The following is a 23,003-nucleotide window of genomic DNA, read 5'->3' as shown; positions in this document are numbered from 1 at the left end:
CAATGGAATGCCGCCTTAACTGGCGACGCGAAGTGGAGGTCATTGTGGCACCTTTGGACAATAGCAAGGGCGTGTGGAAATCTGGCAAAGGCAAGGGGCGCAAAACCCCCAAGGGCCGACAGCTGGAGGATCAGGCGCATAACGAGGTTCTGGACCTGATTGGTGACCAGCCCCGCAATCGGGATTTGCTGATCGAATTCCTGCATCTCATTCAGGATAAATACGGCTGCCTCAGCGCGGCCCATATTCGCGCCCTCGCTGAGGAGCTGCGCACCGGGCAGGCGGAGATCTATGAGGTTGCGAGTTTCTACGCCCATTTCGATGTGGTGCGCGAAGGCGAGACACCGCCACCGGCGCTGACCATCCGGGTTTGCGACTCGCTGTCCTGCGAGCTGGCGGGGGCCGAAGCGCTGCAAAAGGCGTTGGAAGACGGTTTGGATGCAAGTCAGGTCCGCGTGCTGCGCGCGCCCTGCATGGGCCGCTGCGACACGGCGCCGGTGCTGGAAATTGGCCACAACCACATCGACCACGCGACACCCGAGAAGGTGCAGGCGGCGATTGCGGCAGATGACACCCACGCGCATATCCCCGCGTATGAAACCTTTGCCGCCTATGAGGCGGACGGCGGCTATGCGACGTTGAAAGACCTGCGTGCGAATGGCGACTGGGAAGCGGTTCAGGCCAAGGTCAAAGAAGCCGGTCTGCGCGGTCTGGGCGGCGCTGGTTTTCCGTCCGGCACCAAATGGGGCTTTGTGCGCGCCAATGAAGGCCCGCGTTATCTTGCCGTGAATGGCGACGAAGGCGAGCCGGGCACCTTCAAGGATCGCTACTATCTGGAGCGCACGCCGCATGTCTTCCTTGAGGGGATGTTGATTGCCGCCTGGGCGGTCGAGGCCGAGAAAGCCTTTATCTATATGCGCGACGAATACCCGGCAGTTCTGGAAATCCTGCGCCGCGAGATCAGCGCGCTGGAAGAGGTGGGCATCGTTGAGGCGGGCTACATTGACCTGCGCCGTGGGGCAGGGGCCTATATCTGCGGTGAAGAAAGCGCGATGATCGAGTCGATCGAAGGCAAACGCGGCGAGCCGCGCCATCGTCCGCCCTTTGTGGCGCAGGTGGGTGTTTTCGGCCGTCCGACCCTCGTGCATAACGTCGAAACCCTCTACTGGGTCTGCAAGATCAACCGCGAAGGGCCGGAATGCCTGAACTCGGTTGAGAAAAACGGCCGCAAAGGGCTGCGCAGCTATTCAGTGTCGGGCCGGGTGAAGAACCCGGGCGTGCACCTGCTGCCCGCCGGCTCCACCATCACCGACGTTATCGAGGCCAGCGGCGGCATGCTGGATGGCCACGCCTTCAAAGCCTATCAGCCGGGCGGCCCGTCCTCGGGCCTGCTGCCTGCGTCGATGCATGACATCCCGCTCGACTTTGACACGCTGCAGCCGCATGGCACCTTCATCGGGTCTGCCGCGGTTGTGGTTCTGTCCGACAAGGACTCGGCCCGCGACGCCGCGCTGAACATGCTGCGCTTTTTCGAGGATGAGAGCTGCGGACAGTGCACCCCCTGCCGGGTGGGCTGCGAAAAAGCCGTGAAGCTGATGGGCGAAAAGACGTGGGATCAGGGTCTGCTGGAAGAGTTGAGCACAGCGATGGTTGATACCTCGATCTGCGGTCTGGGGCAGGCAGCGCCCAATCCGATCCGTCTGACCATCAAACACTTCCCCGAGGAGGTATAAGCCATGAGCGATAAAATCACTTTCACACTCGATGGCGAACAGGTCACGGCAGACGCAGGCCTGACCATCTGGGAAGTTGCCAACGGCCGCGGACTAAAGATCCCGCATCTTTGCCACAAGCCGCAACCGGGTTACCGTCCGGACGGCAATTGCCGGGCTTGTATGGTCGAGATCGAGGGCGAGCGCACGCTGGCGGCCTCCTGTATCCGGGAACCCGCTGAAGGCATGGTTGTCACCACCAATAACGCGCGCGCGGAAAGTGCCCGCAAGATGGTGATGGAACTCTTGGTTGCGGACCAGCCGAAGCAGGAAGAGGCGCGCGATAAGTCTTCCCATCTGTGGGATATGGCGGAGCTGAACGGGGTTTCAGAGTCGCGCTTTCCGAAGTTGGAAAAGGACCGTATCCCGCTGCTGGATGACAGCCATGTGGCGATGAAGGTCAATCTGGACGCCTGTATTTCCTGTAACCTTTGCGTGCGGGCCTGCCGCGAAGTGCAGGTGAATGACGTGATCGGCATGGCTGGTCGCGGCCATGATGCCTATCCGGTGTTTGACATTGCTGACCCGATGGGCGCGTCCTCCTGTGTGGCCTGCGGTGAATGCGTGCAGGCCTGCCCGACCGGGGCGCTGATGCCCGCGACCGTGATGGACGACAATCAGGTTGGTGACAGCAAGGATTATGATTCCGAGACCGAAAGTGTCTGCCCGTTCTGCGGTGTCGGCTGCAAAGTGTCACTGAAGGTCAAGGACGGCAAGGTCAAGCACGTTGAGGGCATCAATGGCCCGGCCAACGAGGGCCGCCTGTGTGTGAAGGGGCGCTTTGGCTTTGACTACATCCATCACCCGCACCGGCTGACCAAACCGCTGATCCGCCGCGATGATGCGCCCGCAAAAGGCCTGAATGTCGATCCGGGCAACCTCTCGACCCATTTCCGCGAAGCAACCTGGGAAGAGGCGATGGATCTGGCGGGCAAGGAGCTGATGCGCTTGCGGGACGAAGACCCGAAATCGGTTGCCGGTTTCGGCTCGGCGAAATGCACCAATGAAGAGGCCTACCTCTTCCAGAAGTTCATCCGTCAGGGCTTCAAGCACAACAACGTCGACCACTGCACCCGTTTGTGCCACGCATCGTCTGTTGCGGCGCTGATTGAAAACGTCGGCTCCGGTGCGGTGACCGCGACCTTCAACGAGATTGAGAACGCGGATGTGGCGATCATCATCGGCTCCAACCCGATCGAAAACCACCCGGTGGCTGCGACCTACTTCAAGCAGTTCACCAAACGCGGCGGCAAGCTGATTGTGATGGACCCGCGCGGTGTCGGCATGCGTCGCTTTGCGACCGAGATGCTGCAGTTCCGCCCGGGCGCGGATGTGTCGATGCTCAACGCGATCATGCATGTGATCGTCGAGGAAGAGCTCTATGACAGCCAGTACATCCACCGCTGGACCGAGAACTGGGAAGCTGAAAAAGAGCATCTGAAGCAGTTCACACCCGAGAAGATGTCGGAGATCTGCGGCATCGAACCAGACCAGCTGCGCCGTGTTGCCCGGATCTTTGCCAATGCCAATGCAGGGCTGATCTTCTGGGGCATGGGCATCTCCCAGCACATCCACGGCACGGATAATTCACGCTGCCTGATTTCGCTGGCGCTGATGACCGGCAACGTGGGCAAGCCGGGTGCAGGCCTGCACCCGCTGCGCGGCCAGAACAACGTGCAGGGCGCATCCGACGCGGGCCTGATCCCGATGTTCCTGCCGGATTATCAGACCGTGACATCGGATGATGTCCGCAAGAGCTTCACCGATGTCTGGGGCGGCGGCGACTTCTCGAATGAGAAGGGCCTGACCGTGACGGAGATCGTCGACCAGGCCTATGCTGGCAACATCAAGGGCATGTACATCCAAGGTGAAAACCCGGCGATGTCCGATCCGAATGCCGATCACGCGCGCGATGCCTTTGCCAAGCTGGAGCTGATGATCGTGCAGGACATCTTCCTGACCGAAACGGCGAACTATGCCGACATCATCCTGCCGGCTTCGGCGCTGTATGAAAAGAACGGCACTGTGTCGAACACCAACCGCCAGGTACAGCGGGTGCGTCCTGCTGTGGCCCCTCCGGGTGAGGCGCGCGAGGACTGGAAGGTGACGGTTGAGCTGGCGCGGCGCATTGGTCTGCCGTGGGATTACAAGGATGTCAGCGAAGTCTTTAACGAGATGAAGCTGAATATGAAGTCCCTGAACAACATCACCTGGGAGCGTCTGGAGACCGAGACCATCACCTATCCGTCGCTGCATGAGACCGACCCCGGTCAGGCGATTGTGTTCGGCGATGGCTTCCCGCGTCCCGAGGGCCGCGCCCGTTTCACCCCGGCATCGGTGATCCCGCCGGATGAGGCGCCGGATGCGGACTACCCGATGATCATGACCACGGGCCGCCAGCTGGAGCATTGGCACACCGGCTCGATGACCCGCCGGTCATTGGTTCTGGATGCGGTGGAGCCGGAGGCGAACTGCTCGCTCAACCCGCGCACGCTGAAACTGATGGGCGTTGAGCCGGGTGAAATGGTGCGCCTGTCAACACGCCGTGGCTCGATCGAGATCATGGCGCGGGCCGACCGGGCCATCGCCGAGGATATGGTGTTTGTGCCCTTCGCCTATGTGGAGGCTGCTGCCAATATCCTGACCAATCCGGCGCTGGACCCCTATGGCAAGATCCCCGAGTTCAAATTCTCGGCGGTGAAGGTTGAAAAGATCGAAGGACAGATCGCAGCCGAGTGAACCAGCATAGCTGACAGAGGTAACAAAACGGGCGCGGAACCAGGGGTTCCGCGCCCGTTTTGTTTCGTAGCGCCGGGCTGGCGCCCGGCGCGGGCGTGGCCATTGCAGTGTTGGAAACAAGAGCGGGTCGGGCAGGGCGCATTTCCAGTCTTTTCTGTTTTTGGTCTGACTTGTTGGTGAGGCAAGTGGGGTGTGTTGGTTTTTTGGTGTGATTCCTGAGGTGTTTGGTGATGATTTGGGGTGTTGGGTTGTGGATATGTCAGGGTTGCCTGTGGGTAAGTGGTTTTCTGGTTGGGTTGTTGGGGGGATTGTCCGGGGTTTGGGTGGAATACGGGTCAGTTTTGTTGACTTTGTTGTCGTGTAAGTATCTGTATTTGTTGTGTTTCATGTTTTTGTTTTCGAAAACTTCGCTTTTCCATCATTTTGGTATTGCGGCTTTGTGTAACTCGCCTTAGAACCCCCTTCACCGGCGGCGCTGAGGCGCTACGGGGACACACTGGACGGGACGGCGGCGACGCTGGATTGGACGGGAAACGCGGCGGAGAGACGCTGGGACGGGCTGGAGAGACGGTCGGACACATCGGAGAGACGGTGGACATTTTGGAGATTTGGTTGGCGGGCGCGTCATGAGAGTGGCGCATCTGTTGGTTATTGTCTCTTGGTGTATGCTCTTTGACATTGATGAAATCTGAAGAGATATGTGGGCGGTTTGGTTCATTCGATGGATCAACCTCTTCATATCAACGCTTTTAGCAAGGCCTTTCGCTCTAGTAGCGATGTGGTTGCGCGATAATAAAGTGTCAGCTTCACTGTTTGTCGGCTTTCTGTACCTTTGGTACTGAAGCACGAGAAACAGAGAATGTTGGATGTTCGTTTCGAGTTCCTAGCCGGGTTCGAAGCCGTGCTGTTTGAGGCCCGTCCTCAAGTAGCGTTAGCGGTAGGACATTCAAAGATGTGCAGAGGTTCGAACGTCAAGGATACGCATGTAAGTGCGTTTCAACTTGAGAGTTTGATCCTGGCTCAGAACGAACGCTGGCGGCAGGCCTAACACATGCAAGTCGAGCGCACTCTTCGGAGTGAGCGGCGGACGGGTTAGTAACGCGTGGGAACGTGCCCTTCTCTAAGGAATAGCCACTGGAAACGGTGAGTAATACCTTATACGCCCTTCGGGGGAAAGATTTATCGGAGAAGGATCGGCCCGCGTTAGATTAGATAGTTGGTGGGGTAACGGCCTACCAAGTCTACGATCTATAGCTGGTTTTAGAGGATGATCAGCAACACTGGGACTGAGACACGGCCCAGACTCCTACGGGAGGCAGCAGTGGGGAATCTTGGACAATGGGCGCAAGCCTGATCCAGCCATGCCGCGTGAGTGATGAAGGCCTTAGGGTCGTAAAGCTCTTTCGCCAGAGATGATAATGACAGTATCTGGTAAAGAAACCCCGGCTAACTCCGTGCCAGCAGCCGCGGTAATACGGAGGGGGTTAGCGTTGTTCGGAATTACTGGGCGTAAAGCGCACGTAGGCGGATCAGAAAGTATAGGGTGAAATCCCAGGGCTCAACCCTGGAACTGCCTTGTAAACTCCTGGTCTTGAGTTCGAGAGAGGTGAGTGGAATTCCGAGTGTAGAGGTGAAATTCGTAGATATTCGGAGGAACACCAGTGGCGAAGGCGGCTCACTGGCTCGATACTGACGCTGAGGTGCGAAAGTGTGGGGAGCAAACAGGATTAGATACCCTGGTAGTCCACACCGTAAACGATGAATGCCAGTCGTCGGCAAGCATGCTTGTCGGTGACACACCTAACGGATTAAGCATTCCGCCTGGGGAGTACGGTCGCAAGATTAAAACTCAAAGGAATTGACGGGGGCCCGCACAAGCGGTGGAGCATGTGGTTTAATTCGAAGCAACGCGCAGAACCTTACCAACCCTTGACATCCTAGGACCGCCAGAGAGATTTGGCTTTCACTTCGGTGACCTAGTGACAGGTGCTGCATGGCTGTCGTCAGCTCGTGTCGTGAGATGTTCGGTTAAGTCCGGCAACGAGCGCAACCCACATCCTTAGTTGCCAGCAGTTCGGCTGGGCACTCTAGGGAAACTGCCCGTGATAAGCGGGAGGAAGGTGTGGATGACGTCAAGTCCTCATGGCCCTTACGGGTTGGGCTACACACGTGCTACAATGGCAGTGACAATGGGTTAATCCCAAAAAACTGTCTCAGTTCGGATTGGGGTCTGCAACTCGACCCCATGAAGTCGGAATCGCTAGTAATCGCGTAACAGCATGACGCGGTGAATACGTTCCCGGGCCTTGTACACACCGCCCGTCACACCATGGGAGTTGGGTTTACCCGAAGGCCGTGCGCCAACCTTTTCGGAGGGGGCAGCGGACCACGGTGAGCTCAGCGACTGGGGTGAAGTCGTAACAAGGTAGCCGTAGGGGAACCTGCGGCTGGATCACCTCCTTTCTAAGGATGTATCTAGCTAGATCAGAGCTTGCTCTGTCTCGTGATACACTTAGCATAAGATCAGTAATCAAAACTGATCACATCCGGACCAGGCCGTCCTCATATCTCTTCAGAACTGTCATGATTTTGCCCTTTGGCAGGATCAGCAAGGGGCCTTAGCTCAGCTGGGAGAGCGCCTGATTTGCATTCAGGAGGTCAGGAGTTCGATCCTCCTAGGCTCCACCACTCATGCGAAGGCCCTACATAGAATGGGTCGGTAGCTCAGGTGGTTAGAGCGCACGCCTGATAAGCGTGAGGTCGGAGGTTCAAGTCCTCCTCGACCCACCATTCTTCAGTATACGATTTGATCGTTAAGCATCCTGTGATGTTTAACCGTCCAATCGGACCGGATCGATGTTCCTTCGGGAAGGTTGATCACATTGACATCGTTTAGAGAGATACAATCAACAACACTGTTGGTCACCCGCGTAAGGGATCGACCTCAGTTTGGTGCTGATGACTGCTTCGGTGGTCTGATGCGAGCCTTTGCATTCCGCCCTTTTCCTCGGGCGCGCGAAGGTCTGCCGGATTGAAACCACAGTGTTGTCCAAGTCAAGTACACTAACCCGGTTCATATTCCGCAAGGTTTATGAGCCATTGTTCACTTCTTATGAAGTGAGCGGGAAAGTAATGCTTTTGGTTCAGAATAAAGCCGTAGTTTCTTACCAGCTTCTGCGGCGTGGCAGGTCACTGTCTTTTTCTGGACCAGATCAAGCGCGAGAAGGGCGTTTGGTGGATGCCTTGGCAGTAAGAGGCGATGAAGGACGTGATACTCTGCGATAAGTCATGGGGAGCTGAGAATAAGCTTTGATCCATGAATTTCCGAATGGGGGAACCCACCTGACAGTTTGTTATTGTGACTCTGCAGTTTGCTATGAGAGGCCTGTCCTCAAGTAGCGAAGCGGTAGGACATCAATAATGAGCTTAATCAGGTACTTAAGACCTGAATACATAGGGTTTTAAGAGCAAACCCGGGGAACTGAAACATCTAAGTACCCGGAGGAAAGGAAATCAATATGATACTCCCCTAGTAGCGGCGAGCGAACGGGGACCAGCCGAGCCTTGAGTGTGAATAGAATGTGTTGGGAAGCACAGCCATAGTGGGTGATAGCCCCGTATATGAAGCATGATAGGACGTATTAAGTAGGGCGGGACACGTGAAATCCTGTCTGAAGATCGGAGGACCACCTTCGAAGGCTAAGTACTCCTTACTGACCGATAGCGAACCAGTACCGTGAGGGAAAGGTGAAAAGCACCCCGACGAGGGGAGTGAAACAGTACCTGAAACCGAACGCCTACAATCAGTTGGAGGCCCCTTGAGGGCTGACAGCGTACCTTTTGTATAATGGGTCATCGACTTGGTCTCACAAGCAAGCTTAAGCCGTTAGGTGTAGGCGCAGCGAAAGCGAGTCTTAATAGGGCGAATGAGTTTGTGGGATCAGACCCGAAACCGAGTGATCTAGGCATGGCCAGGTTGAAGGTGCAGTAACATGCACTGGAGGACCGAACCCACATCTGTTGAAAAAGATCGGGATGAGCTGTGCCTAGGGGTGAAAGGCCAATCAAACTCGGAGATAGCTGGTTCTCTGCGAAATCTATTTAGGTAGAGCGTCATCCGAATACCCCGGGGGGTAGAGCACTGGATGGGTAATGGGGCCCCACAGGCTTACTGATCCTAACCAAACTCCGAATACCCGGGAGTACTAGATGGCAGACACACTGCGGATGCTAACGTCCGTAGTGGAGAGGGAAACAACCCTGACCTACAGCTAAGGCCCCTAATTCATGGCTAAGTGGGAAAGCAGGTGGGATGTCCAAAACAACCAGGAGGTTGGCTTAGAAGCAGCCATCCTTTAAAGATAGCGTAACAGCTCACTGGTCTAATTAAGACGTCCTGCGGCGAAGATGTAACGGGGCTCAAGCCATGAGCCGAAGCTTAGGATGCACATAGTGCATGGTAGCAGAGCGTAGTGTGACATAGTCTCATGTCTCCTTAGTGTCCTCGGGCACATTGGAGACGCGAGGCTTTCGATGAAGCGGGCGCGTGAGCGATCCCGTGGAGAGATCACTAGCGAGAATGATGACATGAGTAGCGACAAAGAGTGTGAGAGACACTCTCGCCGAAAGTCCAAGGGTTCCTGCTTAAAGCTAATCTGAGCAGGGTAAGCCGGCCCCTAAGTCGAGGCAGAAATGCGTAGACGATGGGAACTAGGTTAATATTCCTAGGCCAGGAGGATGTGACGGATTGTGAAGGTAGTTCATCCTTATCGGATTGAATGGGCTGCTGATCAGTTCCTGGAAATAGCCCTCCATGAGACCGTACCCTAAACCGACACAGGTGGACTGGTAGAGAATACCAAGGCGCTTGAGAGAACGATGTTGAAGGAACTCGGCAAAATACCTCCGTAAGTTCGCGAGAAGGAGGCCCAGTTCCAAGGCAACTTGGAGCTGGGGGCACAAACCAGGGGGTGGCGACTGTTTATTAAAAACACAGGGCTCTGCGAAGTCGCAAGACGACGTATAGGGTCTGACGCCTGCCCGGTGCCTGAAGGTTAAAAGGAGGGGTGAGAGCTCCGAATTGAAGCCCAGGTAAACGGCGGCCGTAACTATAACGGTCCTAAGGTAGCGAAATTCCTTGTCGGGTAAGTTCCGACCTGCACGAATGGCGTAACGACTTCCCCGCTGTCTCCAACATCGACTCAGCGAAATTGAATTGCCTGTCAAGATGCAGGCTTCCCGCGGTTAGACGGAAAGACCCCGTGCACCTTTACTACAGCTTCGCACTGGTATCAGGATTGTGACGTGCAGGATAGGTGGTAGGCATCGATATCGGAACGCTAGTTCCGGTGGAGCCTCCCTTGAGATACCACCCTTCGCACTCTTGATATCTAACCGCGGTCCGTTATCCGGATCCGGGACCCTGCGTGGCGGGTAGTTTGACTGGGGCGGTCGCCTCCTAAAGCGTAACGGAGGCGCGCGAAGGTTGGCTCAGAGCGGTCGGAAATCGCTCGTTGAGTGCAATGGCAGAAGCCAGCCTGACTGCGAGACTGACAAGTCGAGCAGAGACGAAAGTCGGCCATAGTGATCCGGTGGTCCCAAGTGGGAGGGCCATCGCTCAACGGATAAAAGGTACGCCGGGGATAACAGGCTGATACTGCCCAAGAGTCCATATCGACGGCAGTGTTTGGCACCTCGATGTCGGCTCATCTCATCCTGGGGCTGGAGCAGGTCCCAAGGGTACGGCTGTTCGCCGTTTAAAGAGGTACGTGAGCTGGGTTTAGAACGTCGTGAGACAGTTCGGTCCCTATCTGCCGTGGGTGTAGGATACTTGAGAGGAGTTGCCCCTAGTACGAGAGGACCGGGGTGAACGATCCACTGGTGGACCAGTTGTTATGCCAATAGCAGTGCTGGGTAGCTATGATCGGACAGGATAACCGCTGAAGGCATCTAAGCGGGAAGCCCCCCTCAAAACAAGGTATCCCTGAGGGCCGAGGTAGACCACCTCGTCAATAGGCCGGAGATGTAAGTGCAGCAATGCATTCAGTTGACCGGTACTAATCGCCCGATAGGCTTGATCTGTTCCAGTAACAGACAGTGACACAAGAACCAAAAGCAAAACACAAAACTTGGACTTCATGTCGATTGTATCTCGACGATCTCATAATAGATCGTCGAAAAATGGATTTTTCTCGGTTTGGTGGTCATAGCGCAAGTGAAACACCCGGTCCCATCCCGAACCCGGAAGTTAAGCACTGTTGCGCCGATGGTACTGCGTCTTAAGGCGTGGGAGAGTAGGTCACCGCCAAACCTAGTAAAATCCATAACTCTAAAACGATACTACTAAAGAATACCCTTCAGACCAAATAACCCTGAAGGGGAAACGCAGTAGTGCTACCCGCAATACTGCAATAGTCCTCAACCGCAACGATCAGCGATAGGACAAACAAATGGGCTCAAATAGCGTAAGCAATAGCCCAACCAAACTGTCGCGGGATGGAGCAGCCCGGTAGCTCGTCAGGCTCATAACCTGAAGGTCGTAGGTTCAAATCCTACTCCCGCAACCAAATAACACAAGTAATATCAAGCCACTAGCGCCCCATCGGGCGCTTCTTGCGTTTCCGCCTCGAGATCCGTGGAAGCACTGTGGAAACAAACGGAGCGGATTGAGGGTGTCGCCAAAAGGCAACACGGACATGTGCCGCGCGAATGACATCGAAACACTGCAGCTCTGCGATGAATTCGCTCAAAACTAAGCCGCGCGGTAGAAACGGCCCAAAGCCGACTTTCGCGCCATGGCCGAGCGCTGCGGTGCAGCTCCACCAGACCGGCCATTCGTCCCTCGTGCAGCATTTTCGGAGGATGAAGGTCGGCAGTACGGGACTTTACAGACATTCTCTTAGCCTCACATGGATTGCGAATTTGCCCTCGATCAAGGCGCAACAAGGTCCATGGCAACCTTACGATCTCAGCTCATGGACGAATCGCCAGAAGGGAACTTACGGTTTCGATAGACGCGACCCAATTGCGTGAAGTGGAATTGCGCCATTCGATACAGCGCATTATTCGTTCCAAATCCTCATGAAGATTACGAGAGAAAACCGGCTCGTGGTGAGCGATCCGGTTTCGTAGCTTGCGCACCTCTTCGACGTCAGATCGCAGCTCAGATCTTCGCTGCGATGCCCCACCGCCGCGAGGCGCATCAGGAAAAGAGGTGAAAAAAAGATGCTGCCAAATCCTGCCGTGGTGGCGTTTTGTTAACATCTTCTCCCAAAAGGCAAGCTTGAGTTCTGCGATGACTTTTCCAGTGGTTGGCTCAGCATGAGCACATCGGTTAAGATCTTTCTTCGGGCTATAAGATGGTGGAGAAGGATTGGTCAGAGAGATTATGAAACCATTCGTCCATGGCCACATGCCTCCATGCACACCCTCAATGCCTGCAGAAACCCCATTGCGAAGGGAGACCTCCATCACATGCAATGGCACCATGAAGGCTGCTGAAACCTGCAGGTTCCAGTGATAGAGGTCTAGGGCTGCCCTGCGGTCATTGGCTTTTTCCTGTAAATACGTTGCAAACCTAGGAGCGGAAAGAACGTTAGGAAGGTGGTGCAGTTCATCGGCCGTGAACGGTGGATGCATTGACAAAAGTTCTCTCAAGTAATATACAGAGTACGAGCTTTGAGTTCGCGGGCTTCTTGCCTCCCCTCATAGCACGAAGAACATAGGAAAGCCCGGCGCATAAAGCGACGGGTTTTTTCTTTTGGACGTGTAGCTTGCCAACTGCCCGCTTTTGCTGCGACGAGAATGCACGTCCGCTTTTTTGTGGACAGTTGTGGTTCGGGTATGACGAGACATCGGAAAGTCTGGGCTCAAACCGAACTTGCGGCGGCGCGGCTCGCAATACTTGACCTTTGCAGGCTACGGCGCGACCAACCGGAAGACCGGTTCCAGCCCAAAGCATACATCAGGGGTCGAGTTAGCCAAAATACGACGCCCCGAGAGAAATGGCGGCAACGGCTCGTTCACCGCAGGTATAATCACCTTCGCAGTCGGCATACAAAGCGTTATCGATGGAAACTGGGGATAGTGCGGTTGAGACAATGTACTACGGTCGGGATCCGGTGTCGGCTCATGCTGCGTTGACATCCGCTTTTCAAAGACCCAACCTCATACTTGCTATGGCTGAAAAGCCGCTTCGAGAAGACAAATCAAAGCAAGGAAGTCATCCTTGGGTGCTCCATTTCGATGAAGGTATTTTAAAATTGGCCAAAATAAACAATCTAATACGCTTGTCAGACGAGTATGGAATTGACCCCAAGAAGCTTGAAAATTTAGGGGTTCTAAACCCAACATTAGCAGCGGACATTCTTGTTTTCGTTGATCCTTTGTTGCTTCGAAAGTCGAAGATCGCGATTTTTTCGAAAGATGCTGCGGACGCCTTTGATAAATATTTTGAGCAAGTTATCAAGCTGGTTTCCGTAATAAAAAGCGAAGGTGACAAACCTTGGAAGGCGGCGTTCAAGAAGTTGTCCTTCCCTGAATATGGATGGACCAAGCTCGGATATGGTGGGGACCGGGGCGCAGGTTCTGGCGAGAAAACTACTAAAGCTCTTCTCGCCTCCGCAATAGAAGTCATTGGCATTGGAGTGCAAGACCCAGACCTCTTTACCGCACTTTCAGTTTTTGAAGAGGGCATAGGGCCAGACCGAATTAGCGATATGACATGCCACATCATTTCTGGGCAGATTGTTAAATTCAACGAGGAGTTGGCCAATGATTTGGGGGTCACTGCCAAGAGATATGACATCAAACTAAAGAACGGCGGAAACATTTCTGGCACATTGATACCAAATCCTTACCTCACAGAAGACGGCCCTATTTTGCTAGTTCCAAAGGACATTCTAAGGGACCTTCCTCTTGCGGCAGACTGGGCGGACGTAAGCAAGGCCATCAAGGACAACGACGAACACCGAGAAATACTGAGTTACCACATCGCAAACCTTTGGCAACAAAAGTCAAAACAGCAAAAAGCCGAAACCAAAGAGTTCTATACTCATGACAAAGAACGCTTCCAAGAATTCTTAAGGCTTCTTCGTCTTGCTGCAGATGCGCCGTATGACTTTGGAACCGATCCCAAAGGAGAGTTGTTTTGGCGTCAACTGGCACACCAACTGATTGAGTTGAAACCATTCGAGGAATGGGCGCCGAAGAAGACCGGTCCGGAAAAACTGCGAGAATGTGCTGACACGTGCATCGAAAACGTTCGTTTCTTGTTTGAGAAGAGACGCTACGCCTCAGAACTGTACGCAAAAGGGAAGCTCAGGGGTGAAAAAGCCGCACAGAAGCTGTTCTTCTGCGTGGCTTATGCATTCTGCAAGGCGCAAAAGATCGACATTATCCCAGAGGCCGAGACAGACTACGGCCCCGTTGACTTCAAGTTTTCAACTGGATTTAGCGAAAGGCTTCTGGTTGAGATCAAACTGTCGAACAACGACCTCAAGAAAGGCTATGAGAAGCAGTTGCGCCTTTATGCCGAGGCGGAAGAAACTGCGGCTGCAATTTTCTTGGTCTTCGACTTAGGCGGTCACGATGAAAAACTTAACGATCTTCTGGCTTTAAAGAACAAGCGAAAGGCAGAAGGTCTTTTTGCGCCAGATATTGAGATTATCGATGCGCGGCTACAAAATTCTGCAAGCGTATGACCCCTCCGATTTGCACGCCCCACAAATGTGCACCTGATGTTGGCAATGCGGGTCACCTCTATTTTTCTGGCTTTAGCGGCTGCCACGAGTAACCAGTTGACCGGGTGCATCGAAACACCTTGCAGATGGAGCCGATGGCGAGTTTGGTCCGCTGGCTAAATCTTGCAAAGTCCGCTTGCTGCGCATTGCTGCCCTTGGTGGACGGCGCAGCACGGGAGACTGGGGCATTCGGTCTTTGAATTGCCGCTTTCGCGGTTCCGAGGCGCAGACCGAGCACTTGCAGCGAATGTCCGCAATCCGCCCGATATTACTTAAACCGATACCGCGCCGCCGCCTTGCCGATGCGCTCTGCCAGCGGCGTGGGGTGTTCGTCGGACATACGCCGGATCGCCTCAATATGCCCGTCCAGAAACTCCGCAAACTCGTGCGGCTGGACCTCTGAGGCCGCCGCGCGGGACACCAGAAGACCGAGGATTTGCCGGTCCAGCATCCGCATGTGTTCGGCGCGGTTGGTCTCGATCACGTCGCTGGGCAGGACGCCAGAGCAGTTCTCTTGCAGGTCATTGGCGATGACGCTGGCGACCTCGCGCCAGAGGTCGTGCGTGGGCCAGCGGGCGCGGTTACTGTCGGTGGTGGGGCAGGTGTAGCGGATCTTTTCGCAGAACTCGGCGTAAGCATCCCCGACCATATCGCGCAGGTCTTGCCAGCTTCGCATTTCCCAACGGTTGCGGAGTTGCTTGGACCCCATACGTAATTCGAACCGCCAGACTTGGCTGGCCAGCCGGTCGGCGAGATCCAAGGGCGGGCGGTTCAATTGGGCGCGGGCGTCGTTCCAGATCGTCAGCCAGCCCAGCTTGCCCTTCTGAATGACCTCTTGGCGTTTGTCGTAGATCACCAATTGCCGGTTGGCGACTGCCCCGGCGCGCAGGCCGGTGACGCGCGCGCCTGTCGCATGGGTTTCTGTTTCATCAATGCCGGTGTGTTCCTGAATACGGGTGCCGGGTGGCACCACCAAAGCCTCTCTGTCAGGTTCACACCACGGGGCCAGAAAGTCGATGGCATAATCCACGCGGGTCACGCGCAGCAGGTGATCGGCATAACGAATGCCGAAGGCACCCATGCAAGTGCGAAAGTGTTTCTCTGCGGCGTCCAGCCCGCCAGTGGCCAGCAGGAAGGCGCGAAAGTCCACGGTGATGCCGGGATTGTTTGCAGGGCGGTTTTCCGGGTCGAGAAAGTACCACTCGGCCCCATACTCTCCGGTATGGGCAGAAAAGGCCGAACCGCCTGTGCGGCGCACTGAGAGGGCCACAGAGCCGAATTCTAGAACGGTTTCAGCGTTGGTTTGAATTGCCTGCGCTTTGGCCTCTGCCAGCGCGTTGCGTAGCTCGGGCGGGATATCGGTCTCGACAGTGAATTTAAGCCCATCAAAACCCGAATGCAGGATATCCGCTTCCATTTGCGCTGGCCTTCGCTTTCGTATTCGTGGAGGGGGGTGTTACAAGACCCCCCTCCCGCGCGGCCCATCTTGCCGCCGTGTCTGTCGAGATGTTGGGAAAAGGGTCGGGGGTCTTTGACCCCCTTACTGCCTCCGGCGGGGCAGCATTTGTTTTGGGGCCGGGCATGGCCCGGCGCTGGATCACTTTGAAGTTATTTGACGGCCAATCCAGATCTCGGCGCGTTCCGCGCATTTGGCCAGATTGAGAAGGTCGGAATGGTGGAAACTGCCTGTATTGCGCCACTCGCCGGTGTCGGTCTTGTAGCTGCGCGACATGTCAACGGAATAGAACCCGTCATTTTGCCAAACGGTGGCCGTAACAAGGCCGATCTTGAATTTCTGTGCTGGCTGATTTGCCATGGTGGTTTGTCCTGTATCTGAATGAAGAAAGGGCGCGAGACTGTTTCGCCCGCGCCCTGTTGGAAGCCGTCCGGCCCCAAAATCCCGCGTGGCGCTGCCAACCCCGACGCGGGCAAAACTCATACGGCGCTGTAGCTGCTGGTGCTGTCGTGGCGGCGGCCTTCTGCCCATTCCAGCAGGTCGCGGCGGCGATAGCGCACGGAGCGGCCCGACTTGTAGAACTTCGGGCCGTATCCGGTGACGCGCCATTTTTGGATGGTGCGCACGCTCTGGCAGAGGAAGTCCGCCGCTGTGCGTTCGTCGATAAACCCGTCCAGATAATCCAGTGTTGGGGCATTGGTCGGGGTGGGCGTAGTCGTGTTGAGCATCGTAAACTCCTGTGTGTTGTTTTGATGCTCCTGTCTTCGCCCAGATCGAAATCTCTAAATAGTTCTATAAATTCGATGAGGATTTATAGATTAGAGACTTTCTCTCAACTCTTTGAAAAGAGGGGAAAAGTGCTTGTGAATGGTCTTGCCTGCAATCTCACTCGGAGGCACGCTGAGGTTCGTGGCATTCTGTTCCAGCCATCTTCGTACCTTTGGATAATGGGATTGCTGGGAGGCGTTGATGTCGATTTCTCCTGCCTCTTGAAGGGATTTGAATGCGGCCTTGATGGCTGGTCCAACCGTGGGGCGGCCAGCCGCTTGTGGTCCGGTCTGGTCTTCATTGGCTACGTTGAGAATACTGTCGCGAAGTTGGCGAGAAACAACGCATATCTCAATAAGTTCAAGTCCTTGCGATGACAGGCTGGCCTTGTCCCACTGGACACGCCCGTTCCAATAGGATGCGGGGATCTCGACGGGCTGGCTGTCCATTTTGCGGGGCGGTTCGAACCCATAGGCAAATAGGTTACCATGCGTCAGGTGATGCAGGATGAACTTGCGCATCCGATCATCCCATTCAGCCCGCGCGGAAAGGATCTTTTGCGGTCCCGCCATCGCTTCTTGAAACACACTCGGGCCAGTCCGGCCCTGCGCTTTTAAATTCTCTACGGATGCCGCCATCGCTTCGATGGCAGACTCTTTGTGCAAACGCTGGTGTTCTTCTTTTTCGGCTTTTGGAGCGAAGGAATAGGGTGCGTGGTTCAGGCGCACGCCGCGTTCCCAAAGGGGCAGGAGAGAAATGGTCATGTGGAACTCTTATGTCTTTGTCTGAATTTCAGTCTGGGCGTTTTAGTAATAGGTTACATAGGAAAAAGGTGGTCGTTAGAGGCTGCAACCTTCCTACGTAATGTAACGTAACGCACATCAGCCGGGTCAATGCCTACGTATACATAACATAGCCCTACGTAACGTAGGGGGCCGGGCGCGGGCCAAGCTCCGTACGTATCGTTACGTGCCGTTACACGGCCCGCAACCTCGGACGCCGGATATCACCGACCATAGACCCCAAACGCGCGGCGTTTTCTTCTGCGGCTTGTCGGACGGGATCATCTGCCAGATGGGCGTAGCGCATTGTGGTTTGGATCTGGGTATGGCCCAGCAAGCGCCCGACCATCTGGATCGGCATTCCGGCAGAGACCGCATTCGATGCATAGGTATGGCGCAGGTCATGAATGCGCACGCCAGAGAGGCCCGCCCGGTCGCGGATGCGCCGCCATGGGTGTTGCAGGTCGGTGGCATATTGGCCGGGGAGTTTCCCTTCGATTACGTAAGGGTTGCCGGGGGTGCGCGGCAGGCGCGCCAGCACATCCCGCGCCGGTTGAGGCAGGGGGATGCGCCGCGCCCCGGTCTTGCTGTCCGGTAGCTCCATGCCGTTGATGGTGATGTAGTCCCATTTCAAAGTTTGGATCTCGCCCAACCGGCAACCGGTCAGGATCAACAGCCGGAATGCCGCGACCATATGCGGCGTCTCGCTGCCTTCGCGCTCCACTTCGGTCAGAACCTGCCCCAACCGTTGCAGCTCCGATTGGCTCAAGAAGCGTTCCCGCTTCACTTCGCGGTACTTCGGGACATGGCGGCAGGGATTAGAGCCGTCCGGGCGCAGGCCCCAGATCTCGGCCAGATTGAACATCTTCGACAGAACGCCCAGCGTCCGATTTGCCTGATAGGGTTTGTCGCGGAGTTTATGGTGTAACTCGGCAATGTCCCGGCGCTCGACGTCTACGACCTTAAAGCTCCCCAGTGCGGGTACGATAAACAGATCGATGGCGCGTCGATATTCCTTTTGGGTGGAAGGCTTGCATCGTTCTTTGGCGTGGGCCTCAAAAAAGCGCTCACAGAGCGCAGCCACGGTGGGGGCTTTGCGGTGCTGTGAGATCTCTTCGGCGGGGTTCTCGCCCTTGGCAACCTGCCCCATGATCTCCTTGGCCAGCTTTCGGGCTTCATCAACGGTGATTTTGCCATGCCGCCCAACCGATACGCGCCGGGTTCTGCCCCCCTTGCGATATTGGGCCTGATAGGTCTTCGCGCCGGAGGGCATGACCCGGACGCCGAAACCCGCAATCTGGCTGTCCCAGAGGAAGTAATCCTTAGCCTCTGGCATGAGGGCTTCGACGGTTCGTTTCGTCAGTTTTGGCATTTTGGTCTCCTCTCTGCTCCGCTTCCGTGGAAGCACTGTGGAAGCAAATGAACGCATGTCTTGGCGTAAGAGGTAGAAGCCGGTGAAGTTTGACGTCAACGAAAAATGAGCGAAATCAATAAGATAGGGTAGGCAGGCGCAAGTCGGGGCAGAGGGTGCGAGACGCCCTAAGCGCTCTCATAACCTGAAGGTCGTAGGTTCAAATCCTACTCCCGCAACCAAATCTACACAGAAATAACAGATGCTTATGGCCACCTCAGGGTGGCTCTCTGCGTTTGGAATATGCCGTGATGCAAGCACCACGGATGCAAACAGGGATACGTTTGGCACCGTGACCGAAACGCAACGCCTGGAAGGGCGCGAAGCCCGCTCGCCACACGAAAAATTACAGAAGCACAGATGCAGCAGCCAATATGGCGGAAGTTAACGGCCCTTTGCTGACCTCAAGCATGGGCTCCAAATGCTAAGCTCGCACTCCCCTTACCGGACATTCCTTGCCGTCGAGGTTCGATTCTCGATGATTTAATCTGGTGACTAGTGAGCGGCCCCACTTGAGTGGTCCAATTTGAAAGTTAGTGCATGGTTGGCCTCTGGTCCATCGGGATGACGGCCTCGGGCGCAGGTGGGCGGTAGCCCAGGGCACTGTGTGGTCGCTTGGTGTTGTAGTGCCTTCTCCAGCCTTCGATGATGATTTGAGCCTCTCGCAGGGAATAGAAAACGTCCCCGTTCAGCAGTTCGTCGCGCATGCGCCCGTTGAAGCTCTCGCAAAATCCGTTCTCCCAAGGCGAACCTGGCTCGATATACGCGGTCTTTGCTCCCACAGCTTTGATCCAGTCTCTGACGGCCTCGGCGATAAATTCTGGGCCGTTGTCCGAGCGAATGTAAACAGGCACGCCACGCAGGATAAACAGGTCGGTCAGCGCATCGATGACCTCTGTAGAGTTCAGTTTCCGCTTCACCCGGATCGCCAGACACTCCCGACTGTGTTCGTCCAGAATGTTCAATGTCCTGAAAGCCCTGCCATCATCGGTTCGGTGATGTACGAAGTCGTACGACCAGGCATGATTACGATACTCGGGACGCAGCCGGACACATGATCCGTCGTTCAGCCACAGTCGCCCTTTCTTCGGTTGTTTCATAGGCACTTAGAGCCCCTCACGTCGCCACAGGCGTTCGACACGTTTGTCATTCACTTGCCAGCCTGCATCTCTCAGCAGGGCAGCAACCCGTCGATAGCCATATCGGCCGTACTGGCGGGTCAGCTCGATCATGTTCGCGACCAAGCGCTCCTCGTCAGCACGTCCCTGCGGCACTCGCCGCTGTGTGGATCGATGTTGGCCCAAAACACGACAAACGCGACGCTCCGAAACCTTCATCTTGCTGCGAACCAATTCGATGCAGGCGCGACGACGCGAAGGGCTCAGAAGTTTCCCCGAGCGGCTTCCGACAGGATCAATTGGTCCAATGTCAGATCCGAGACGGCCCGGCGAAGACGCTCGTTCTCTTTCTGGAGCCGCTTCAGCTCCTTGAGTTGTTCTGTGCCCATTCCGCCGTACTTCTTCTTCCAGCGATAGTAGGTCTGTTCCGTAACGCCGATCTGCCGGATCGCATCTATGCGGGGCATGCCTTGCCCCATCAGAACTTCAACCTGCCGTAACTTCACGACAATCTCTTCAGGCTTGGGTCTCTTCGTCGCCATCTATGGTCCTCCGTTTTCTAATCATAGGGGCGGACCACTTCTTTGGGGGAGGCTCAGTCGTTAGAACAGTATTGCGATCCACGATCCGTGTGGTGAATGCAGCCTTTTGGCGGTGACCGGAATGCGATGGCCATCCACCGCCCGGCAGTGGTTTGCCTGCAAACCATGAGAGGGATCAGCGCCCGGATCGCCAGATCCCGTTTCATTCGATTACTCACCGCCCAGCCGATGACTTGCCTGGAATGCAGGTCCAGAATCACTGCGAGATACAGCCAGCCTTCACGGGGCCAGATATAGCTGATGTCACCTTGTGCTTGCGCGTTCTGACAACAGATATGCCGTTCTGGCGCATTAGGCGGCCCACCACTGCCCGGCAGGCGATTGCAAAGCATTCTGCCGAGAGGGGCGACGGTGCCCGATATCCAGACCAATCTCTTTCAGCTCCTCCGTCATCCGTGGCCTGCCATAGCTGCCCAAGCTGAGGCGCAACTGTTCCTTGATATGCGCCAGTGCCACCAGATCACTGCGCTGTCTGCAGCTGGCCGGACGGCTGCGGAAGGCCCGCAGACCGCGCGGACCAACATCCATGACATCACACAGCCGGTGGGTGGGAAAGCTGTCGCGGTGTTCCTCCCCTTCCGGGACATTGCTACGCAATGCCCTGCCGGGCAGTGGATGAACCTGAACCTCATGGCCTTTGGCCCGCGAAGAACTGCGTTGCCTTCATCGGGAAAACAGTCCCCCGGACTGTTTTCTGGTCCTCTTCAGTTTAAGATCTCCCTCTCCTCCTTGAGAATGCGGTTCTCACGTCGAAGCCGGTCATTCTCTTGGACCAGGCTCAAATCCTCGTGCGACACTACATCCGTGTCCCGGTGTGCCGTGATCCATTTGTTAAGCGTTGACAGGCCAACACCAGGATCATCAGCAAACTGCTTGCGTGTAAGCCCGCTGGTCAGCGCTATTCGCAACCGCATCAGCTCGGAATTCGTCCGTCCGGTTCGTGCCCATACTTCGTCTCCTTTGGTGCAGTAAATGCTATCAAAGGGCCGACATCAAACCGCGACAGGTCCAGGGACGCCGATCCAAAACGAGGAGGGCGAACTAATAAGCGCGGGCTCCAAGGGGAGCACGTCGTGCGAGGGTTTTGACCGCCAAGGTTCTACGAAGACTATTCCATTCTGAACTGATTGACTTGCGGTGAGCTCAGAAACATTCTTGATGGAAACAAATGTGGAAATTTCATCTGAAGATTTGCTACTCTTGCGCCGTGGTTTTCACTTGTTTGCTTAGGCCGGGTGGGTTTTGCGTTGGCGTTGGTTCTGCTAACGTTGGCTTAACAACAAAACCGCCACAGACAGGCAGTCGAGCAAATGCAAACAGGCTTTCGAGGCACCTATGTTATTTCGTGGGGGCAGACAGAGGTGGACGGTCTACCTGGCGCGCTCGTCGCGGCATTGGCCACCGGTGCCAGTTGGCGATGGTCCGGTGCACCATTGCGTGTCGATGGTCCTGGCAATCTCTTGCAGCTTGATCAAAGTGACGGGGAGCGCGATTTGCGGCGCAGCGCGGCGCGCAGCGTTCGCCGGTTGGTCGGGCTTGCCGTTGATCCGGGGGCGCAGGACACGAACGGCCCCGCGATGCGGACGGAGCACGGTGGCGTTGAAACCGTGCTGAGGGATCGTCATTTTGTCGTCACCGATGGGCTGCGCAACTACACTGTAACCTTGATCGAGGTGGGGGCGGGGCAGCGTCCCCTGTTGATGTTTGTGGATTGCCGACCGCCGAGCGATACGGATCTTTGGGTTGTGGATGTGCGGTTGGGCGGCTGCGATAGGGGGGGCATGACGTCGAACAGCGGCGTGATCTGTTTTACCCCCGGCACAATGTTGCGGACACCGGCGGGAGGGGTGCCTGTAGAACAGCTGCAAGAAGGTGACTGGATCCAGACCCGCGACAGCGGTGCACAGCAGATCCAGTGGATTGGCGCACGGCGCATGACGGGCGCGCGCCTGTTTGTGACTCCTGAGCTGCGTCCGGTGCGGATCAGGGGCGGCGCGCTTGGCATGCAGCGGCCGGATGCTGATTTGCTGGTGTCCCCGAGCCATAGAATGTTGCTGAAGGGTGCGCATGTGCAAAACCTGTTCAACACGTCCGAGGTGCTGGTTGCGGCGCGTGATCTGATCAACGGGCGCGGTATTGCCGTCGATACCCAGTTGCGCGAGGTCACCTATATCCATCTGTTACTCTCGCATCATCAGGTGCTTTGGGCGAATGGGGTGGAGACGGAGAGTTTTCATCCGGCCCAGGCCGCGCTGAGTGCGCTGCGCTGTGAAGACCGGACGCGCCTGTTGCAGGTGCTGCCGGATCTGGAGGTGGATCCGATGCGATATGGCGATTTTGCACGGCGCAATCTCAGCCAGCCGGAGGCCGCAATCCTGCGTCACGCAGCCGCCTAATCCGTTGCGGATCCAAGGGTGTGGAACCTTGGATATTGCCCTGTTTTTCGGAGCAGGACATAGCACAGGAAAAGCTGGTTGACTCTCTCCAGCCCTCGTCTATACACGCGGCTTCATTGGTGTTGGCGGCTCCCGCAAGGGACAGCCTGTCATGCCCGACGAGCGAACAGATCAGCAGATCCATCGCGATGCGGAGCAAGAGGACAACGCCCTTCGATG

At 56.0% G+C, this 23,003-nt stretch carries 10 protein-coding genes, 3 tRNA genes, 3 rRNA genes and 2 pseudogenes; 10 read left to right on the top strand and 8 right to left on the bottom strand.

Annotated elements, in window-relative coordinates:
• The first annotated feature begins 2 nt into the window (after positions 1–2).
• The 8 genes from PhaeoP97_RS11920 (at position 3) to PhaeoP97_RS11885 (ending at position 11,077) form a co-directional block, all read left to right on the top strand.
• Positions 3–1,733: an NAD(P)H-dependent oxidoreductase subunit E gene (locus PhaeoP97_RS11920; RefSeq protein ID WP_072505233.1), complete on the top strand. Its 1,731-nt coding sequence runs from the start codon at positions 3–5 to the stop codon at positions 1,731–1,733.
• Positions 1,734–1,736: 3 nt separating this feature from the next.
• Positions 1,737–4,511 (top strand): formate dehydrogenase subunit alpha, encoded by a 2,775-nt coding sequence (fdhF, locus tag PhaeoP97_RS11915; protein ID WP_072505232.1) that lies wholly within the window; start codon positions 1,737–1,739, stop codon positions 4,509–4,511.
• A gap of 997 nt (positions 4,512–5,508) precedes the next feature.
• Positions 5,509–6,974: ribosomal RNA gene (locus tag PhaeoP97_RS11910) — 16S ribosomal RNA — on the top strand.
• 149 nt (positions 6,975–7,123) lie between these two features.
• Positions 7,124–7,199, top strand: a tRNA-Ala gene (locus tag PhaeoP97_RS11905).
• Positions 7,200–7,224: 25 nt separating this feature from the next.
• A tRNA-Ile gene (locus PhaeoP97_RS11900) sits at positions 7,225–7,301 on the top strand.
• A gap of 420 nt (positions 7,302–7,721) precedes the next feature.
• Positions 7,722–10,592 (top strand): 23S ribosomal RNA (locus PhaeoP97_RS11895).
• A gap of 114 nt (positions 10,593–10,706) precedes the next feature.
• Positions 10,707–10,821, top strand: a 5S ribosomal RNA gene (gene rrf / locus PhaeoP97_RS11890).
• Together the 16S, 23S and 5S rRNA genes with 3 tRNA genes alongside form the textbook arrangement of a ribosomal RNA operon.
• A 179-nt stretch (positions 10,822–11,000) precedes the next feature.
• A tRNA-Met gene (locus PhaeoP97_RS11885) sits at positions 11,001–11,077 on the top strand.
• Between the two features lie 406 nt (positions 11,078–11,483).
• Here the strand turns inward: PhaeoP97_RS11885 and PhaeoP97_RS11880 are convergent.
• The gene (locus PhaeoP97_RS11880; protein WP_072505231.1) at positions 11,484–12,149 is read right to left on the bottom strand and encodes a hypothetical protein; all 666 of its coding nucleotides are present in this window, start codon (positions 12,147–12,149) and stop codon (positions 11,484–11,486) included.
• Between the two features lie 431 nt (positions 12,150–12,580).
• On the opposite strand from PhaeoP97_RS11880, the gene PhaeoP97_RS11875 reads away from it, so the two are divergent.
• Positions 12,581–14,212 carry a hypothetical protein gene (locus PhaeoP97_RS11875; protein ID WP_157891253.1) on the top strand — a complete coding sequence of 544 codons (1,632 nt, stop codon included), beginning with the start codon at positions 12,581–12,583 and terminating at the stop codon, positions 14,210–14,212.
• A 307-nt stretch (positions 14,213–14,519) separates the two neighbouring features.
• Here PhaeoP97_RS11875 and PhaeoP97_RS11870 read toward each other — a convergent pair whose 3' ends face one another.
• The 7 genes and pseudogenes from PhaeoP97_RS11870 to PhaeoP97_RS20095 form a co-directional block, all read right to left on the bottom strand.
• Positions 14,520–15,668, bottom strand: coding sequence for a hypothetical protein (locus PhaeoP97_RS11870; RefSeq protein WP_072505229.1), 1,149 nt, complete (start codon positions 15,666–15,668; stop codon positions 14,520–14,522).
• Positions 15,669–15,848: 180 nt separating this feature from the next.
• The gene (locus PhaeoP97_RS11865; RefSeq protein ID WP_072505228.1) at positions 15,849–16,067 is read right to left on the bottom strand and encodes a hypothetical protein; all 219 of its coding nucleotides are present in this window, start codon (positions 16,065–16,067) and stop codon (positions 15,849–15,851) included.
• A gap of 119 nt (positions 16,068–16,186) precedes the next feature.
• Positions 16,187–16,435, bottom strand: a complete 249-nt coding sequence (locus PhaeoP97_RS11860) for a helix-turn-helix transcriptional regulator (RefSeq protein WP_083570373.1) — start codon at positions 16,433–16,435, stop codon at positions 16,187–16,189.
• Positions 16,436–16,525: 90 nt separating this feature from the next.
• Entirely contained in the window at positions 16,526–17,239 is a 714-nt protein-coding gene (locus tag PhaeoP97_RS11855) for a hypothetical protein (RefSeq protein WP_072505227.1), read from the bottom strand.
• A gap of 211 nt (positions 17,240–17,450) precedes the next feature.
• Positions 17,451–18,629, bottom strand: coding sequence for a site-specific integrase (locus PhaeoP97_RS11850; RefSeq protein ID WP_072505226.1), 1,179 nt, complete (start codon positions 18,627–18,629; stop codon positions 17,451–17,453).
• A gap of 572 nt (positions 18,630–19,201) precedes the next feature.
• A pseudogene (locus tag PhaeoP97_RS11845) lies at positions 19,202–20,328 on the bottom strand (IS3 family transposase).
• Between the two features lie 56 nt (positions 20,329–20,384).
• Positions 20,385–21,336, bottom strand: a pseudogene (locus PhaeoP97_RS20095) (DDE-type integrase/transposase/recombinase); the annotation flags it as partial.
• A 362-nt stretch (positions 21,337–21,698) separates the two neighbouring features.
• Here PhaeoP97_RS20095 and PhaeoP97_RS11820 point away from each other — a divergent pair.
• Positions 21,699–22,784: a Hint domain-containing protein gene (locus PhaeoP97_RS11820; protein WP_072505222.1), complete on the top strand. Its 1,086-nt coding sequence runs from the start codon at positions 21,699–21,701 to the stop codon at positions 22,782–22,784.
• The last annotated feature ends 219 nt before the right edge of the window (positions 22,785–23,003 follow it).

The organism is Phaeobacter porticola (assembly GCF_001888185.1).
Classification (GTDB): Bacteria; Pseudomonadota; Alphaproteobacteria; order Rhodobacterales; family Rhodobacteraceae; genus Phaeobacter; species Phaeobacter porticola.
Note: the sequence above shows the minus strand (reverse complement) of the source record. Positions and strands in the feature narration are given on the sequence as shown.